The following is a 15050-nucleotide window of genomic DNA, read 5'->3' as shown; positions in this document are numbered from 1 at the left end:
GACTGTCCGGCTTTTATTGCCGGCGACCAAGGAGCCGGAACCGTCGTTCCGGGAAGTGATATGGCACGGCAAGATCAGGCCAACGACCAAATGTCGCTCACCTCGTTCCTGTATGGCGGCAACGCTGCCTACATCGAGGAGCTTTACGCCAGCTATCAGGACAATCCAGCCTCGGTCAGCGAGGACTGGCGGGACTTCTTCGGCGCGCTCAAGGACGACGCAGCCGATGTGAAGAAGAACGCCGCCGGCGCGTCCTGGAAGAAGAAGGGCTGGCCGCAGGCCGCCAATGGCGAACTCGTCTCGGCGCTTGATGGCGACTGGGGCGCGGTCGAAAAACACTTCGACGGCAAAATCAAGGACAAGGCTGCGAAGGCCGGGGCCAAGCTCTCTCCCGAAGAGACGCTGCAGGCGACCCGCGATTCCGTGCGCGCCATCATGATGATCCGCGCCTATCGAATGCGCGGCCATCTGCATGCCGATCTCGACCCGCTTGGCATTGCCAAGCCGCTGGAAGATTACAACGAGCTGTCGCCCGAGGCCTATGGCTTCACCGAGGCAGACTATGACCGTCCGATCTTTATAGACCATGTGCTTGGTCTGGAGACGGCGACCATCCGCGAGATGCTCGACATCCTCAAGCGGACCTATTGCTCGACGCTGGGCGTCGAGTTCATGCACATCTCCAACCCGGCCGAAAAGGCCTGGATTCAGGAGCGCATAGAGGGTCCGGACAAGGGCGTCGAATTCACCGCCAACGGCAAGAAGGCGATCCTGCAGAAGCTGATCGAGGCCGAAGGCTTCGAGCAGTTCATCGACGTCAAGTACAAGGGCACCAAGCGCTTTGGCCTCGACGGCGGTGAAGCGCTGATCCCGGCGCTCGAGCAGATCATCAAGCGCGGCGGCCAGATGGGCCTGAAGGAAATCGTTCTCGGCATGGCCCACCGTGGCCGCCTGAACGTGCTCGCACAGGTCATGGAAAAGCCGCACCGCGCCATCTTCCACGAGTTCAAGGGCGGCTCCTTCGCACCTGACGACGTGGAAGGTTCGGGCGATGTGAAGTACCATCTCGGCGCTTCCTCCGACCGTGCGTTCGACGGCAACAATGTTCACCTGTCGCTGACCGCCAACCCGTCTCACCTGGAAATCGTGAACCCGGTGGTGATGGGCAAGGCCCGCGCCAAACAGGACCAGGTGTTTGGCCGCAAGCGCGAAGAGATCGTGCCGCCGGAAGAGCGCGCGCGCGTCATGCCGCTGCTCCTGCACGGCGACGCCGCCTTTGCCGGCCAAGGCGTGGTGGCGGAGTGTTTCGGTCTTTCGGGCCTTCGCGGACACCGCGTTGCCGGCACCGTGCACTTCATCATCAACAACCAGATCGGCTTCACGACCAATCCGCGCTTCTCGCGCTCCTCGCCCTATCCTTCGGATGTGGCGAAGATGATCGAAGCGCCGATCTTCCACGTGAACGGCGACGACCCGGAAGCGGTGGTCTATGCGGCAAAGGTTGCGACCGAATTCCGCATGACCTTCCACAAGCCGGTGGTCATCGACATGTTCTGCTACCGCCGCTACGGCCACAATGAGGGCGACGAGCCGGCGTTCACGCAGCCGCTGATGTACAGCAACATCCGCAAGCACCCCACGACCAGCGAAATCTACGCCAAGAAGATGCTGGCCGAAGGCCTCGTTACCGAAGCCGACATCGAAGAGATGCGTGCTGGATGGCGCTCGAACCTGGAGACGGAGTTCGATGCGGGCCAGGCCTACAAGCCGAACAAGGCCGACTGGCTGGACGGCGTGTGGTCGGGGCTGAAGAAGGCCGACCATGCGGACGAGCAGCGCCGGGGCAAGACCGCCGTGCCGGTGAAGACGCTGAAGGAGATCGGCAAGAAGCTGACCGAAGTGCCGGAGGACTTTGAAGCCCACCGCACGATCCAGCGCTTCATGAAGAACCGCAAGGGCATGATCGACGAGGGCGCGGGCATCGACTGGGCGACGGCCGAGGCGCTTGCCTTCGGCTCGATCCTGCTCGAAGGCAACCCGGTTCGCCTTTCCGGTCAGGACTCCGAGCGCGGCACCTTCTCGCAGCGCCACTCGGTGCTTTACGACCAGCGCGACGAGAACCGCTACATCCCGCTCAACAATATGGGACCGCAGCAGGCCTATTACGAAGTCATCAACTCGATGCTTTCGGAAGAAGCCGTGCTCGGCTTCGAATATGGCTTCTCGCTTGCAGAACCGCGGGCGCTGACGCTGTGGGAAGCCCAGTTCGGCGACTTCGCCAACGGCGCGCAGGTGGTGTTCGACCAGTTCATCTCGTCTGGTGAGCGCAAGTGGCTGCGCATGTCGGGTCTCGTGTGCCTGCTGCCGCACGGCTATGAGGGCCAGGGTCCGGAGCACTCCTCCGCCCGCCTCGAACGCTGGCTGCAGATGTGCGCCGAGGACAACATGCAGGTCGCATACTGCTCGACGCCGGCGAACTACTTCCACATCCTGCGCCGTCAGCTGAAGCGTGACTTCCGCAAGCCGCTGATCCTGATGACGCCGAAGTCGCTGCTGCGCCACAAGCGCTGCGTCTCGACGCTGGCCGAACTCTCCGGTGAGAGCGCGTTCCACCGTCTGCTGTGGGACGATGCGGAGCATCAGGATGCGAACAGCGTCAAGCTGGTGAAGGATTCGAAGATCCGCCGCGTCGTGCTGTGCACGGGCAAGGTCTATTACGACCTCTATGAAGAGCGCGAGAAGCGCGGGCTGGACGATGTCTACCTGCTGCGCGTCGAGCAGCTCTACCCGTTCCCGGCCAAGGCTCTGATCAACGAGCTTTCGCGCTTCAAGAACGCGGAAATGGTGTGGTGTCAGGAAGAGCCCAAGAACATGGGCGCCTGGTCCTTCATCGAGCCGTATCTTGAGTGGGTTCTGCAGCACATCGAGGCAAAGAACACCCGCGTTCGCTACACGGGCCGTCCGGCCGCCGCATCGCCGGCGACGGGCCTCATGTCGAAACACCTGGCGCAGCTCGAGGCATTCCTCGAAGATGCGCTTGGCGAATAGCAAGCGACGGAGAAAAACGACATGGCGACCGAGATTCGGGTTCCCACTCTGGGCGAGTCCGTAACCGAGGCAACCATCGCCCGCTGGATGAAATCGGTGGGCGACACCATCGCCACCGACGAAGCGATCGTCGAACTGGAAACCGACAAGGTTTCCATCGAGGTGCCGGCTCCCGCAGCCGGCACGCTTGACGAGATCGTGGTCAAGGAAGGCGAAACCGTCGAAGTCGGCGCGCTGCTCGGCATGATTGCCGCAGGCGGTAGCGCCAGCAAAGCAAAAGCAGAAACCAAACAGTCCGGCGAAGCTTCGTCCGGCAGCTCTGAAAATCAGGAGGCAACCATGGCCGGCGGAAAAATCGTCGAGGTGAATGTTCCATCGGCGGGCGAGTCCGTCACCGAGGCCGAGGTCGGCGAGATCTTCAAGAAGGTCGGCGACGCGGTGAAGACCGACGAAGCGCTTCTCGAACTCGAGACCGACAAGGCAGCACAGGAAGTGATGTCTCCGGTCGACGGCGTGATCACCGAAATGGTGGTTACCACGGGTGATGAAGTTGCAGTCGGCGCACTGCTGCTGCGCATTGAGCAGGGCGCAACCGCTTCTGCCGCCGCTCCCAAGGCCGACAAGCCGGCCGAGGCAGCGCCTGCTGCGAAGAAGGACGAAGACGGCGGCCGCCCGGCAGCACCTTCGGCCCAGAAGATGATGACCGAAAAGGGCATCAAGGCTTCCGACGTTGCCGGCTCCGGCAAGGGTGGCCAGGTGCTCAAGGGCGACGTGATCGCCGCCATTGAAGGCGGATCGTCCAGCGCCCGCACCGAAGCGCCCAAGGCGGCCCGCCCGGCCTCCCCGGCCGAGGACGAGGTTCGCGAAGAGCGCGTGAAGATGACGCGTCTGCGCCAGACCATTGCGCGCCGCCTGAAGGACGCGCAGGACTCAGCCGCCATGCTGACCACCTTCAACGAGGTGGACATGACGGCCGTGATGGAGCTGCGCAAGAAGTACAAGGAGCTCTTTGAGAAGAAGCACGGCGTCAAGCTTGGCTTCATGGGCTTCTTCACCAAGGCGGTGACCCATGCGCTGAAGGAAATCCCGGCCGTTAACGCCGAGATCGACGGCACGGACATCATCTACAAGAACTTCTGCCATATCGGCGTTGCCGTCGGCACCGACCGCGGCCTCGTCGTGCCGGTGGTGCGCGATGCCGACCAGATGTCGATTGCCGAGGTGGAGAAGGAAATCGGTCGTCTGGGTCTCGCTGCCCGCGACGGCAAGCTTTCCATGGCCGACATGCAGGGCGGCACCTTCACCATCTCCAATGGCGGTGTGTACGGCTCGCTGATGTCGACCCCGATCCTGAACGCCCCGCAGTCGGGTATTCTGGGCATGCACAAGATCCAGGAGCGGCCGATGGTGGTCGGCGGCCAGATCGTCGTCCGTCCGATGATGTATCTCGCCCTCTCCTACGATCACCGCATCGTGGACGGCAAGGAAGCCGTGACCTTCCTCGTGCGCATCAAGGACGTGCTTGAGGATCCCGAGCGTCTGGTTCTCGACCTCTAGGCGATCACCGAGCAGAAAAAGGCAAAAGACCCATGTCCAACACCTATGATCTCGTCGTGATCGGCACCGGCCCCGGCGGCTATGTCTGCGCCATCAAGGCGGCGCAGCTTGGCCTCAAGACGGCCGTGGTCGAGAAGCTGCCCACCCATGGCGGCACCTGCGTCAATGTGGGCTGCATCCCTTCCAAGGCGCTGCTGCACGCCACGGAGATGTTCGAGGAGGCAGGACATGGTCTTGCCGATCTCGGCGTCGAGGTGAGCAAGCCGAAGCTCAATCTCAAGAAGATGATGGAGCACCGCGTCAAGACAGTCGAGCAGAACACCAAGGGTCTCGACTTCCTGATGAAGAAGAACAAGATCGACATCTTTCGCGGCTTCGGAAGCATTGCCGGCAAAAGCAAGGTGACCGTGAAGGCCGATGACGGCAAGGAAGAGACCGTGGAGGCGAAGAACATCGTCATCGCCACGGGCTCGGCCGTGGCCGGCATTCCGGGCGTAGATGTGACGTTCGACGAGAAGGTGATCGTCTCCTCCACCGGTGCGCTGGAACTCTCCAAGGTGCCGGAGCGCATGATCGTTGTCGGCGGCGGCGTGATCGGTCTCGAGCTTGGCTCCGTCTGGGCGCGTCTGGGCGCCAAGGTGACGGTGGTCGAGTATCTCGACACGATCCTCGGCGGCATGGACGGCGAAGTGGCCAAACAGTTCCAGCGCATGCTGGGCAAGCAGGGCTTCGAGTTCAAGCTCGGCGCGAAGGTCACGGATGTGGCCAAGGCCGGCAAGGGCGCGAAGGTGACCTTCGAGCCGGCAAAGGGCGGCGACGCCGAAACGCTGGAAGCCGACGTCGTTCTGGTGGCGACGGGCCGCAAGCCCTACACCGATGGTCTCGGCCTCGACACGGTTGGCGTCGAGCTGGATGAGCGCGGCCGCGTGAAGACCGATGGTCACTTCCGCACCAATGTCGAGGGCGTCTACGCCATCGGCGACGTGATTGCCGGACCGATGCTTGCGCACAAGGCCGAGGATGAAGGCGTTGCCGTGGCCGAGATCCTGGCGGGTCAGGCCGGACACGTGAACTATGACGTGATCCCCGGCGTGGTCTACACGAGCCCGGAAGTCGCTTCCGTCGGCAAGACCGAGGAAGAGCTGAAGAAGGCTGGCGTGGACTACAACGCCGGCAAATTCCCCTTCTCGGCCAATGGACGCGCGCGCTCCATGCTGAAGACGGACGGCTTCGTGAAGGTGCTTGCCGACAAGAAGACGGACCGTGTTCTGGGTGTTCACATCGTCGGCTTTGGTGCTGGCGAAATGATCCACGAGGCTGCTGTCCTCATGGAGTTCGGTGGTTCGTCGGAAGACCTGGCGCGCACCTGCCACGCCCACCCGACCATGTCGGAAACGGTCAAGGAAGCGGCTCTCGCGACCTTCGCCAAGCCGATCCACATGTGATCCGATCCCGCACATTTGCGTGAGACAAAGGCCCCGTGGCGCAAGCTGCGGGGCTTTTTCGTTTCAGGTCGGGCTTACGAGCTTTGATGTGTGCCGTGTCAGGCATCTCGCCGGACAGAAAGCCCCTTAGCCGCCATCGCCCATGGGCACGACACCCGCATCGTCGGCAGGCGGAGCGTCTTCCCCGCCAAAAAAGCCGGTGCCGGAAAACGCCATGATGACGAGGATGATGATCGCGGCGCCCACTGCACCGAGCACGAAGCCGCGCGTTCCTTCCGATCTCACCGCGCCGGCCGACCCGGCGGAATGACGCCCGGGTTTTTCATTATCCCCGGTTTTTTCATTATCATTGTCGTCGCGCATGATCGCACTCCAGATGGCGCTCCCCAGCGCTGGCCAGACGATAACATGCAATTAGTTAGCCGGAACCCTGGAATTACAGAACGGGTTCGACCGCATAGCCCTCGGCGCGGAGCAACTCGATGAGGCCTTCCTCACCGGGCAGATGCAGTGCGCCAACGGCGATGAACGCCCTGCCCCGGTCGAGGATCGGCGCGGCCCGCTCGGCCATGGTTCCATTGCGCACCCTGATCATCGCCTCATCGAACGCGGCATAGTCGTCGCCGGCGCTTTCCTCCTGAGGAATCGCGACGCGGATGAGCGGCCAGAACATGCCTGTCTCGCCCTGCGCATAGAGTGCAACCATGGTCTCCATCACGTCATCAAGGCCATCGCCAAGCGCCAGCGTTTCCACCAGACCGCGCATATGCAGGTCGAGCGGCAGCGAAGCCATGGCGTCGAGCTGTTCGACAGCGGATTCGAGACCAAGCACCTCCTTGCCGGAGGCTTCCGCATCGGCGGCAAGCTTGATGTCGAGGATAGGCATGCCCGCTTCCTTGCGCTCAAGCTCACAGCCCGGCAGGGCGACAAGCGAAATCAGCATCCAGGGTTTCATCTTCTGGACGCTGGAAAAGGGCACGCCGCGCTCGGCCAGCGCCTGTGAAACCGCTTTGCGGTCTTCCTCGCTCAGATGATCGGCCAACGTTTCGTCGCCGGTGAACATCATCAGTTCAGGCCGCTTGAACATGGCGGCCGCCATTTTGGACTGGTCGAGAATGTCGGTCGTCTCGATCACGACACGCTCGGAGGCATCGAAAGCCGCCTGCGCGTCTTCCGTCAGCGTCACGACACGCGGATCGCTCATATGCATGGTGCCGAAAAGATAAGAGGGCTCCACGCCCTCCTTTTCGACCCGCCACAGAAGGCCACTGCCATTGGGCGTTTCGGCCGCCTGCCGCCGCACCTCTTCGAGCGCTGCGGGATTGTCCGTTGCGAGTTCGGTCAGAAGGTTCTTGCCCGCGCAGACAATCTCTCTGGACTTCGCCGGGGTGGCCGTGACGAGGCCGACGACAAGCGCGAGAAGGAGAAGCAACGGAAAGGCAGCCGCCAGCTGGAAGAGGCGGTCTGCGAACCGTTCGGCCATGGGAATGGCGGTGGCTTTGGCGTGCGTTTTCATGCGGCCACGCTAGACGCAAAACACGGCCAAAGCGTTAATCGAACCGCGCGGTTTCGAGGGAATGTTTCAGGCGCGCGGGTGGGCCGCATCGTAGATTTCCAAAAGCCGCGCCGTGTCCACACCGGTATAGACCTGCGTGGTGGAGAGGCTGGCGTGACCGAGCAGCTCCTGGATCGCGCGCAGATCGCCGCCACGCCCCAGAAGATGGGTGGCGAAGGAATGCCGCAGCGCATGCGGCGTCGCCGTTTCCGGCAGATTGAACGCCGAGCGCATGCGCTTCATCTCGCGCTGAATGATGGCCGGTTGCAACGCGCCCCCGCGCGCGCCGCGAAAGAGCAGCTTGTCGGCCTCACCATGCCAAGGGCAGAGACGCTGATATTCTGCAACCGCCTCGACCGTGACGGGCAGGACGGGCACGAGCCGCGTCTTGCCACCCTTACCGGTGATGCGCAGCGCACCCTGGCGCATGTCGGCAACCTGACTGCCCAGAAGCCCCAGCGCCTCGGAGATGCGCAGCCCCGCGCCATAAAGCAGCGTGAAGACGGCTGCGTTGCGCGCGGCGATCCATGGCTCCTCGGCCAGTTGCCCCGCGCCGGATGCGACCTTGCGCGCATCAACCGCCGTCAGCGGCTTGGGCAATGCGCGGGGTGCGCGCGGCGCTTTGAGCGCTGCTGCGGCCGCTGCATTCACAAGCCCACGGCGCTCAAGGTAGCGCAGGAAGGAGCGGACCCCGGCAAGGCCGCGACCGAGCGTGCGCGCGCCGGCCCCGTTGCCACGCCGAAAGGCGAGGAAAGCGCGCAGATCCGCCGGGCGCAGTTCGGCGATGTCGGAGAGGCCCGGCGCATCGCCGCAATGGCCGGTCAGGAATTGCAGAAACTGCCGCGTGTCGCGCTCATAGGCATCGACGGTGAGCGCGGAGAGACGCCGCTCACCGGCAAGTGCGTCAAGCCATGCGGTGCGGGCCTTCTGAAGGTCGGGCTTTGCGGAAATGAGAAATTCCTGGTTCATGGGAAGCATTGTGAACCAGTCTGGTTAGCAGCCGGTGAAGGCGTGCGGGATGACAGCTTCCTTCTCCCCGCTTGCGGGGAGAAGGTCCCGGCAGGGGGATGGGGGGCTGACGCCGCGCTTGATAAGCTCGCAGTGTTGTGGGTTCGGAAAGGTTGGCGCTCGCCCCTCATCCTCACCTTCTCCCCGCATGCGGGGAGAAGGGGGCCCTGAAGTTGGTGCTTCAGCAAAAACCGCTAAGCGCCTTCGATTTCCTCGCGCAGCATTTCGAGCTCGAGCCACTCTTCTTCCATCTTCTCGCTGCTGGCGCGCGCGTCGTCCAGCTCCTTGGAAAAGCGCTGAAAGGCGGCGGCATCGCGCGTGTAGAGGTTGGGATCGGCGAGCTTTTTCTCCAGAGCCGCAATTTCGTCAGCCAGCTCATCGAGCTTCTTCGGCAGGGTCTCCAGTGCGAATTTCTGCTTGTAGGAGAGCTTCTTCGAAGCTGCCCTCGGCGCACCTGCATTGCCGGCTGACCTGGTCTTCTGCTGCTCTGCCGTGCGCGCCTTGCGCCGCTCCAGCTCCTCGCCCTTGCGCTGCGCCATCATGTCGGCATAGCCGCCGGCATATTCGATCCAGCGGCCATCGCCGGCCGGCGCAATGGTGCTCGTGACCGTGCGGTCGAGGAAGTCGCGGTCATGGCTGACGAGCAGCACGGTGCCGGGGAAGCCCTCGACAAGCTCCTGCAGGAGATCGAGCGTTTCCATGTCGAGATCGTTGGTCGGCTCATCGAGCACGAGAAGATTGGCCGGGCGGGCCAGAAGGCGGGCGAGCACAAGCCGCGCGCGCTCGCCACCGGAGAGCTCGCGGATGGGCGTGCGCGCCTGCTCGGGCTTGAACAGGAAGTCCTTCATGTAGGAGACGACATGCCGCTCCTGCCCGTTGACCACGACGCTGTCGCCACGGCCATCGGTGAGGAAATGAGACAGGGTCTCCAGCGGGTCCAGTGCACGTTTCTGGTCCAGAATGGCGATTTCCAGATTTGCGCCCAGCCGCAGTGAGCCTTCGTCCGGGTCGAGCTTGCCGGTCAGAAGATTGATCAGCGTCGTCTTGCCGGCTCCATTGGGGCCGACAAGGCCAACACGGTCGCCGCGCAGGATGCGCGTGGAGAAATCCTTCACCACCTGAAGCCCGTCATAGGACTTGGCGAGGCCCTTTGCCTCGATGACCAGCTTGCCGGACTCGGCGGCGTCGCTGGCCGTCATGGTGGCCACGCCTTCCGCACCGCGATGGCTGCGGTGCTTCTCGCGCAGCGCATGCAGCTCGCCCAGACGGCGCACATTGCGCTTGCGGCGCGCGGTGACGCCATAGCGCAGCCAGTGTTCCTCGCGCTCGATCTTGCGGGCAAGCTTGTGCTGGTCGCGCTCTTCCTCTTCGAGCACCTGATCGCGCCAGTCCTCGAAATGGGCAAAGCCCTTGTCGAGCCTGCGCGTCACGCCACGGTCGAGCCAGACGGTTGCGCGGCTGACGCGTTCGAGAAAACGACGGTCATGCGAGATGGTGACAAGGGCTGAAGACGTGCGCTGCAGCTCTTCTTCCAGCCATTCGATGGTGGCGAGGTCGAGATGGTTGGTCGGCTCGTCCAGCAACAGCAGATCAGGCTCGGGCGCAAGCACCCGGGCGAGCGCTGCACGGCGCGCCTCGCCGCCCGACAGCGTTGCCGGGTCTTCATCGCCGGACAGGCCCAGCCGGTCGATGACCAGCGCCACGCGGTTGATGTCGTCCGCCGGGCCGAGACCGGCCTCCACATAGGCGCGCACGGTCGAAAAACCCTGCCAGTCGGGCGACTGGGGCAGATAGCGCACGGTCGCCGTCGGCTGGCGGAACACCTCGCCATCCTGCGGCTCCACGAGGCCGGCGGCGATCTTCAGAAGTGTCGACTTGCCGGAGCCGTTGCGCCCGACCAGCGCCAGCCGCTCGCCGGGGCCAACCATCAGCGATGCGCCATCGAGCAGCGGCGTGCCGCCGAAGGTCAGGCGAATGCCATCAAGCTTTAAAAGAGGCGGCGCCATGGATCAGTGTTCTCCGTCGTTGGAAAGATGGGCGACCAGAAGCGCCCTGCCCTCTTTGAGGGTAACCGCGAGTTCGCCATCGACCACATTGGAAAGGGTCAGCGACGAGCCGAAAGGAACCTCGACCGCATCGAGCGGCCATTTGGCCCCTTCCACGGTGAGGCCGGAAAGGGCCGAAAAGCCAAGGATCGAAAACAGCGTTTTCTGCGGATAGTCGAAGCGATGGCGTTTGCCGGGCAGCAGCGGCACGCCTTCCTGCACGCCGCTTGTCAGCCGCGTCTTAATGCCCTGTTCTGAAAGCTGAAGCGCCTGCGCGAGATGCAGGAACATGTGATCGGGTCGCGCGCCGCCGAAAGCACCCACGAGAACGAGGCTCGTCGCGCCCGCTTCCAGCGCTGCGGCGATGGCGAGTTCCCCGTCCGTCTTGTCCTTGTCGGCGGGAAAGGCGCGGCGCGGCACCCGGGCATAGGCCTCGGCCATGCCGTCCGGCTCGGAATCGAAATCGCCGACCCACAGCTCCGGCATAACGCCCAGAAGCGCTGCGTGACGCATGCCTGAATCAGCCGCGATGATGCGGCTGTCGGCGATTTCGGCATCGAGTGCCGGCGTGCGTGTGAGATCTCCGCCCAGGAGAAGGGTAAACAGGCTCATGCTCGAGGCCCATATCATGCCGGCGGGCAAGCGCCAACGGCGTTCGCGCCATTCCGCCTCTTGCGCCGGCCCCTGCCGCGCCCTATTTTCCCGGTCGCTCTAACGGGGTGCCGGCGGATTGCCGGCTGAGAGGCCCAGTGGTTGAAACGGATGCAGCTTTGCCTTGATCAAAGGAAAGCCGCATCAGTGGAACCCGGCCAACCCGCTGAACCTGATCCGGTTTGCACCGGCGGAGGGATTAGACGCTTTTCGCACAGCGCCTCATTCCCCAACCAAACGAGAGGAGGCGCAGATGCGCGCGACCACCCTGCTTTCCACCATGGCGCTTGGCACGCTGGCCATGGCCGGCCATGCGGCGGCCGAAGACAAGCTCACCGTCTACACCTATGAGAGCTTCACCTCCGACTGGGGCCCCGGACCGGCGGTGGAGAAGGCGTTCGAGGCGGAATGCGGCTGCGACGTGGATTTCGTTTCCGTGGCCGATGGCGTGGCGCTTCTGAACCGCGTGAAGCTCGAAGGCAAATCGACCAAGGCCGACATCGTGCTCGGTCTCGACAACAACCTCGTGCACGAGGCCCGCGAGACCGGCCTGTTTGCGCCCCATGGCGTCGACATCGGCAGGGTGAACGTGCCGGGCGGCTTCGAGGACGACACGTTCGTTCCGTTCGACTACGGCTATTTTGCCTTTGTCTATGACACCGAGGCCATCGAGACCCCGCCGGCAAGCCTGAAGGAGCTGGTGGAGAGCGACAGCAATCTGAAGATCGCCATTCAGGACCCGCGCACCTCCACGCCGGGCCTTGGTCTGCTGCTCTGGATGAAGGCCGTCTATGGCGACGACGCAGCTGACGCCTGGGGCAAACTGCAGGACAAGGTGCTGACGGTGACGCCGGGCTGGAGCGAGGCCTATGGCCTGTTCACCAGCGGCGAAGCGCCGATGGTGCTGTCCTACACCACCTCGCCCGCCTATCACCAGATTGCCGAAGATTCCGAGCGCTACAAGGCGACGGGCTTTGAAGAAGGGCATTATCTTCAGGTGGAAGTGGCAGCACAGACCGTGAAGGGTGCGGAAAACCCGCTAGCGCAGAAATTCCTCGCCTTCATGACCGGTCCCGGCTTTCAGGACGCGATTCCGGAGACCAACTGGATGTTCCCGGCCGGCGAGACATCGCAGCCGCTCAACCCGGTGTTCGACACTCTGGTGAAGCCGGGCGAGACGCTCGAATTCTCATCGAAAGAGGTGGCGGAAAACCGCAAGGCCTGGGTCGATGAGTGGCTTTCGGTGATGAGCCGCTGACCGTTTCGCGCGCGCCCGACATGGAAAGACGCCCCCTCATGGACAGGCGTGTCGCTGCGGGACGGCTTGCGCTGGCCGCTGTCGGCCTGCTGATCGGCGGGGCCTTTGCGGGCCTTGCCGTGGAGGCCCTGCAACAGGGCACGGGCGCGCTTGCGGCTTTCGACGCCTATCTGCTGCGGATCGCCCGCTTCACGCTCTGGCAGGCGCTGTTATCGACGCTTTTATCGGTCGTGCCGGCGATCCTTTTGGCGCGCGCGCTGGCGCGCCATCCCGCATTTGCGGGCCGCGCCTTCATTCTGCGCCTGTTTGCTGTGCCGCTTGCGCTTCCCGCCATTGTGGCGGCGCTCGGCATTCTGGCGCTTCTGGGAAGAGCGGGGATTTTCGCGCCTTTCCTGTCCGTGCTCTTCAATGAGCACTGGCCCGGCATTTACGGGCTTTCGGGCATTCTGGTCGCCCATGTCTTCTTCAATCTGCCGCTGGCCACGCGCCTGTTCCTGAACGCGCTGGAAAGCGTGCCCGCCGACCAGTGGCGTCTTGCGGCCCAGCTTGGCATGGGCGCGCGCGCCTCGTTCCGGTTTCTCGAATGGCCGGCCATGCGCGCGGCCCTTCCCGGCATTGCCGGCCTCGTCTTCATGCTGTGCGTGACCTCGTTCACCATCGTCCTGCTGCTTGGTGGCGGACCGCGCGCGACAACGCTGGAAGTGGCGATCTATCAGGCGCTGCGGTTCGACTTCGATCCGGCGCGCGCACTGGTGCTGACGCTGGTGCAGCTGGCGCTGGCCGGCGGCGTTGTTCTGGCGTTAAGCCGGCTCGGCGCGTCGCTCAGCGGCGATGCCAACCTGCCCGTCGCACCGCGCCGCATTGTCTGGCACACGCCATTGGAGACGGTTCTCAACACCGTCATCATCGTCGCGGGGCTGCTCTTCGTCGCCGGACCGATGGCTGCGACCGTGATCGCCGGTCTGAAAGCGGATCTGGCGCGGCTTGCCACCGAGAGCGCGGTGTTTTCGGCCACAACAACCAGCCTGCTTTTCGCCAGCCTCTCCGCGCTTTTATGCCTGGTTCTTTCGCTGGCGCTGGTGGCGGCACGCCGGGCGCTCGAAATGAAGCGCGGCGCACTGCCTGCGGGCCTGCTTGAACGCGCCACCGACAGCGGGGCGGCGATGGTGCTCATCATTCCGCCGCTGGTGATCGGTGCCGGCTGGTTCATTCTGCTGCGGCATGTGGGCGATGTTTTTGCCTTTGCACCGGCGATGGTCGTCACCGTCAACGCGGTGATGGCGATGCCGTTTGCAATCCGCGCAATCCGCCCGGCCTATGACGCTGCCAGCGCCCGCCATGAGCGGCTCTGCCTGTCGCTGGGCATCACTGGCTGGACACGACTACGCCTCGTCGACTGGCCGGCGCTGCGCCGCCCTGCCGCGACCGCGCTCGCCTTCGCCGCCGCTCTTTCGCTCGGCGATCTCGGCGTGATCGCGCTGTTCGGCTCCGATCAGGTGCAGACCCTGCCCTATCTTCTGTTGCAGCGCATGGGCAGCTATCGCACGGCGGATGCCGCAGGCATTGCCCTTTTCCTCGGGCTTCTTTGTCTGGCATTGATGTTCGTGGCCGACCGTCTCGGCAAGGAGAAGACATGACCAAGGCTGACGCCGCACACGGCGCGGGGATCACACTCGAAAAGCTGCGCTTTGCCTATCCGGGCGGGAGCGAAATGGCGTTCGACCTGACCATCTCCCCGTCCGACATCGTCGCCGTGATGGGCCCGAGCGGCTCTGGCAAATCGACGCTTCTCAGCCTGATCGCCGGCTTCGAGACACCGACCTCCGGCCGCATCATGATCGACGGAAAGGATGTTTCCGGGCTGACGCCGCATCGCCGGCCCGTCTCCATGGTGTTTCAGGAAAACAATCTCTTCGCGCATCTCACGGTCGCGCAGAATGTGGGGCTGGGGCGCTCGCCTGCGCTGAAGCTGACGGAAGAAGACCGCGCGGCGGTCTCCGATGCGCTTGCCAGAACCGGGCTTGCCGGCAAGGAAGACCGGCTGCCACGGGCGCTTTCGGGCGGTGAACGCCAGCGGGTGGCGCTGGCGCGTGTTTTAATCCGCAAGCGTCCGGTGCTCCTGATGGACGAACCCTTCGCCTCGCTCGGACCGGCGCTGCGCGACGAGATGCTGGACCTGATCCGCGCTCTGCATGCGGAACAGCAGATGACAGTGCTGATGGCAACGCATGACCCGCGCGACGCGGAACGGCTTTGCAGGACGATGATCTTTGTTGAAGAGGGGCAGGTCGCCGCGACCGGCACAACCGCAGCGTTCATTGCCGGCGATGCCTCAGAAGCCTTCAATCGCTACATAGGCGCACGGCGGGAAATAAATTACTCTACAACAAATTGATTCCACTGTTGCAGCTTATGCGCTAGACCGTGGCTCGGACGGGACATCACGCCATGTTGAGGGAACCAAGTGCGTGACTTGGGCATTA

11 protein-coding genes and 1 riboswitch are annotated in these 15050 nt (G+C 63.8%); of the genes, 6 read left to right on the top strand and 5 right to left on the bottom strand.

Going from position 1 to position 15050, the window contains the following annotated elements:
- Nucleotides 1-60 precede the first annotated feature (60 nt).
- Genes AC4PTT_RS03380 through lpdA form a run of 3 tightly spaced genes read left to right on the top strand, consistent with a single transcriptional unit; the run spans nucleotide 61 to nucleotide 6050 of the window.
- Complete coding sequence (locus AC4PTT_RS03380; RefSeq protein ID WP_206546112.1) at nucleotides 61-3048, top strand: 2-oxoglutarate dehydrogenase E1 component; 2988 nt, start codon at nucleotides 61-63, stop codon at nucleotides 3046-3048.
- A 21-nt stretch (nucleotides 3049-3069) separates the two neighbouring features.
- Nucleotides 3070-4605, top strand: a complete 1536-nt coding sequence (gene odhB / locus AC4PTT_RS03375) for a 2-oxoglutarate dehydrogenase complex dihydrolipoyllysine-residue succinyltransferase (RefSeq protein WP_113153283.1) — start codon at nucleotides 3070-3072, stop codon at nucleotides 4603-4605.
- A 32-nt stretch (nucleotides 4606-4637) separates the two neighbouring features.
- Nucleotides 4638-6050, top strand: coding sequence for a dihydrolipoyl dehydrogenase (gene lpdA, locus AC4PTT_RS03370; RefSeq protein ID WP_492162100.1), 1413 nt, complete (start codon nucleotides 4638-4640; stop codon nucleotides 6048-6050).
- Between the two features lie 126 nt (nucleotides 6051-6176).
- Here lpdA and AC4PTT_RS03365 read toward each other — a convergent pair whose 3' ends face one another.
- From AC4PTT_RS03365 to AC4PTT_RS03345, 5 genes are all read right to left on the bottom strand, one after another.
- On the bottom strand, nucleotides 6177-6413 hold the full coding sequence (locus tag AC4PTT_RS03365) for a hypothetical protein (RefSeq protein ID WP_492162099.1): 237 nt from the start codon (nucleotides 6411-6413) through the stop codon (nucleotides 6177-6179).
- Nucleotides 6414-6486: 73 nt separating this feature from the next.
- Nucleotides 6487-7566: a TraB/GumN family protein gene (locus AC4PTT_RS03360; protein ID WP_492162098.1), complete on the bottom strand. Its 1080-nt coding sequence runs from the start codon at nucleotides 7564-7566 to the stop codon at nucleotides 6487-6489.
- 66 nt (nucleotides 7567-7632) lie between these two features.
- Entirely contained in the window at nucleotides 7633-8574 is a 942-nt protein-coding gene (locus tag AC4PTT_RS03355; RefSeq protein WP_492162097.1) for a tyrosine recombinase XerC, read from the bottom strand.
- A 233-nt stretch (nucleotides 8575-8807) separates the two neighbouring features.
- Nucleotides 8808-10619: an ABC-F family ATP-binding cassette domain-containing protein gene (locus tag AC4PTT_RS03350; protein WP_492162096.1), complete on the bottom strand. Its 1812-nt coding sequence runs from the start codon at nucleotides 10617-10619 to the stop codon at nucleotides 8808-8810.
- A gap of 3 nt (nucleotides 10620-10622) precedes the next feature.
- The gene (locus AC4PTT_RS03345) at nucleotides 10623-11270 is read right to left on the bottom strand and encodes a thiamine diphosphokinase (RefSeq protein ID WP_206548412.1); all 648 of its coding nucleotides are present in this window, start codon (nucleotides 11268-11270) and stop codon (nucleotides 10623-10625) included.
- Between the two features lie 93 nt (nucleotides 11271-11363).
- A riboswitch (TPP riboswitch) is annotated at nucleotides 11364-11525 on the top strand.
- A 37-nt stretch (nucleotides 11526-11562) separates the two neighbouring features.
- On the opposite strand from AC4PTT_RS03345, the gene thiB reads away from it, so the two are divergent.
- The 3 genes from thiB to thiQ are packed head-to-tail and all read left to right on the top strand — an operon-like array spanning nucleotide 11563 to nucleotide 14962.
- Complete coding sequence (thiB, locus tag AC4PTT_RS03340; RefSeq protein ID WP_492162095.1) at nucleotides 11563-12567, top strand: thiamine ABC transporter substrate binding subunit; 1005 nt, start codon at nucleotides 11563-11565, stop codon at nucleotides 12565-12567.
- 38 nt (nucleotides 12568-12605) lie between these two features.
- Nucleotides 12606-14204: a thiamine/thiamine pyrophosphate ABC transporter permease gene (gene thiP, locus AC4PTT_RS03335; RefSeq protein WP_492162094.1), complete on the top strand. Its 1599-nt coding sequence runs from the start codon at nucleotides 12606-12608 to the stop codon at nucleotides 14202-14204.
- On the top strand, nucleotides 14201-14962 hold the full coding sequence (gene thiQ / locus AC4PTT_RS03330) for a thiamine ABC transporter ATP-binding protein (RefSeq protein ID WP_206994935.1): 762 nt from the start codon (nucleotides 14201-14203) through the stop codon (nucleotides 14960-14962). The genes thiP and thiQ overlap by 4 nt, the downstream gene beginning before the upstream one ends.
- Nucleotides 14963-15050 lie beyond the last annotated feature (88 nt).

The organism is Nitratireductor sp. WH36-1 (assembly GCF_058725515.1).
Note: the sequence above shows the minus strand (reverse complement) of the source record. Positions and strands in the feature narration are given on the sequence as shown.

Bases quoted from the DNA above. Each gene is read 5' to 3' on its own strand.
- AC4PTT_RS03380 (WP_206546112.1), top strand. From the start codon at position 61: ATGGCACGGCAAGATCAGGCCAACGACCAAATGTCGCTCACCTCGTTC.
- lpdA (WP_492162100.1), top strand. From the start codon at position 4,638: ATGTCCAACACCTATGATCTCGTCGTGATCGGCACCGGCCCCGGCGGC.
- odhB (WP_113153283.1), top strand. From the start codon at position 3,070: ATGGCGACCGAGATTCGGGTTCCCACTCTGGGCGAGTCCGTAACCGAG.
- AC4PTT_RS03365 (WP_492162099.1), bottom strand. From the start codon at position 6,413: ATGCGCGACGACAATGATAATGAAAAAACCGGGGATAATGAAAAACCC.
- thiP (WP_492162094.1), top strand. From the start codon at position 12,606: ATGGACAGGCGTGTCGCTGCGGGACGGCTTGCGCTGGCCGCTGTCGGC.
- AC4PTT_RS03360 (WP_492162098.1), bottom strand. From the start codon at position 7,566: ATGAAAACGCACGCCAAAGCCACCGCCATTCCCATGGCCGAACGGTTC.
- AC4PTT_RS03355 (WP_492162097.1), bottom strand. From the start codon at position 8,574: ATGAACCAGGAATTTCTCATTTCCGCAAAGCCCGACCTTCAGAAGGCC.
- thiQ (WP_206994935.1), top strand. From the start codon at position 14,201: ATGACCAAGGCTGACGCCGCACACGGCGCGGGGATCACACTCGAAAAG.
- thiB (WP_492162095.1), top strand. From the start codon at position 11,563: ATGCGCGCGACCACCCTGCTTTCCACCATGGCGCTTGGCACGCTGGCC.
- AC4PTT_RS03350 (WP_492162096.1), bottom strand. From the start codon at position 10,619: ATGGCGCCGCCTCTTTTAAAGCTTGATGGCATTCGCCTGACCTTCGGC.
- AC4PTT_RS03345 (WP_206548412.1), bottom strand. From the start codon at position 11,270: ATGAGCCTGTTTACCCTTCTCCTGGGCGGAGATCTCACACGCACGCCG.